Annotated in this window: 2 protein-coding genes; both read left to right on the plus strand. The window is 36.0% G+C overall.

All coding sequences use genetic code 11. The annotated features are described in order from the left end of the window. Positions 1-143: 143 nt before the first annotated feature. Positions 144-770 (plus strand): C39 family peptidase, encoded by a 627-nt coding sequence (locus HMPREF2846_RS08280; protein WP_002479756.1) that lies wholly within the window; start codon positions 144-146, stop codon positions 768-770. Between the two features lie 185 nt (positions 771-955). Continuing rightward, positions 956-2,341, plus strand: coding sequence for an amino acid permease (locus HMPREF2846_RS08285; protein WP_023015075.1), 1,386 nt, complete (start codon positions 956-958; stop codon positions 2,339-2,341). Positions 2,342-2,421: the final 80 nt, after the last annotated feature.

A 2,421-nucleotide genomic window follows, 5' to 3' on the forward strand; every position in this document is an offset into this window, starting at 1 on the left:
AAGTTATAACGGTAGTTTGTCTACGGTCTGAGAGTGAGACAACAGTCTCGCTCTTTTTTATATTTTCTGAGACAAAGTAATATACTCAGTCATGTACAACTTTTATAATAAGAGTAATGATGAACGATGGGGAGTTATCAAAAATGAAGAAAATACTAAATGTTAAACCAAAAAGTCAGCTCTCTCCAATTCCTATGGTCATGGGCTGTGAAGGCACTGCCGCATCTATGCTGCTGGATTATAATCATATATTTGTCCACCCTATTTCTTTAATGAAGCGTTGGCCGACACATCCAAGCAATCCGAATAAAGGCTACGTCGGTCATTTCTTAATGATTAAACCGGGTGCACATCAAACGATTTTCCCAAATGCATTTGTTCCTTACTTGAAACAATATGACACACGTATTAAAGATGGTACTGGTAAATCATTAGCTGAACTTGAACGTATTATCGATGCAGGTCAACCTGTGTTGATTTATCACACAGTACTGGGCCAAAAACCGCAGCGTCGAACGTTCAGAGTCGATGACACACGTAAAGAATGGGTCTCAAACATTCATATCACCTTATTAATCGGATATGACCAAAACAACTATTTTTATATTGATCCATTATGGGCACAATTTGGTCGTAAACTCTATGTTCCAGCTTTGATCCCTTCACGTTATCAAGTGATTCAAATCCCGAAAGATAAAATGCGTCAAAGCTATGACTCAGCCGGTCGTCTTTGTTTATATCATGCGACAGAAGCCACAGAAAATTTATAGAAAATGCTTACCCAAACCAGCTAAAAAATAACAAAATTTTTGATAGTTTTAAATTATGTACTTCATAAAAGTTTTTTATATTTATACATTAACAATTGCAATGTCCTGAAATTTTTTATATCATTATTAACATCATTTAACGTCAACCCCTTTGTCATATACAAATCCGAAAGGGTGCAAAAATTTTGGGACAGAAATTACAAAAAGACCTCAGCAATAGGCATATACAGTTAATCGCGATTGGTGGGGCAATTGGTACAGGTCTCTTTTTAGGATCTGGCCAAACGATTAAATTAACAGGTCCGAGTATTTTCATCGCTTATATCATCATTGGGATGTTTTTATTTGCGTTTATGCGCGGACTGGGCGAGTTACTTTTAAGCAACACACGTTTTAATTCATTTGTAGATATTGCTAATGAATATCTAGGACCATTCGGCGGTTTTGTGATTGGATGGACCTACTGGTTTTGTTGGATTGCATCAAGCATGTCTGACTTAACAGCTATCGGTCAATATATTTCATATTGGCTGCCTGATGTTCCTAACTGGATTTCAGTGCTGTTCGTGGTATTAATCTTAATTTCATTCAACTTGTTAGGCGCAAAATTGTTTGGTGAACTAGAATTCTGGTTTGCTTTAATTAAGATTATAACTATCATCGCATTGATTGTAGTAGGACTAGTATTAATTTTCATGTCAGTAAAAACTGAACATGGTACAGCAAGCTTTTCAAACTTAGTCAGTCATGGCGGATTATTCCCTAATGGTGCTTTCGGCTTCTTAATGGCTTTCCAAATGGCAATCTATTCATTTATTGGTATAGAATTGATCGGTGTAACTGCCGGTGAAACGAAAGACCGTGCTAATACGATTCCGAAAGCCATTAATAATGTACCGATTCGTATCTTATTATTCTATGTCGGTTCATTAATCATTATCACATCTGTAGTTCCTTGGAATACTTTAAGTGAAAACTCAAGTCCATTTGTTAAAGTATTCGGCTTGATTGGTATTCCATTCGCCGCAAGTCTTGTGAACTTTGTAGTTATTACAGCTGCAGCGTCAGCTACTAACAGTGGTATTTATTCAAACAGCCGTATCTTATTCGGTTTAGCTGAACAAGGCTTAGGTCCTAAAGCATTAGGTAAAGTCAATCACCGTGGTGTACCGCATATTTCAATGTTGATTTCATCAATTTTATTACTGTTCGCAGCATTATTGAACTATGTCTTCCCTAATGCAGTACAGTTATTTATCTATGTCACAACACTATCAACCGTACTTTACTTATTTGTTTGGACATTGATTATCATTTCATACATTATTTATGCCTTTAAAAATAAGCAGGAACATAAAACGAACGACTTTAAATTACCAGGTGGTCCATATGCCGGTATCGTTGTGTTACTCTTCTTCTTGTTTGCCTATGTACTATTATTCTTTACAGAAGAAACAAGAAATGCACTATTTGTATCACCGATTTGGTTTATTATCGTCATTATTTTCTATCAGAAATATAAACACAACGCACATGCGAATGTCGCAAAAATGCGTGAAACAAAAGAATAAATCTCAAAAAAGCCAAGAACGTCAGTGTTCTTGGCTTTCGTTTTATAGGGCTCTCTGTCAAATAGGACTGGTGAGCAAAA

Origin of the sequence: Staphylococcus sp. HMSC056G08, from assembly GCF_001812305.1 — a bacterium.
GTDB classification, from domain to species: domain Bacteria; phylum Bacillota; class Bacilli; order Staphylococcales; family Staphylococcaceae; genus Staphylococcus; species Staphylococcus simulans.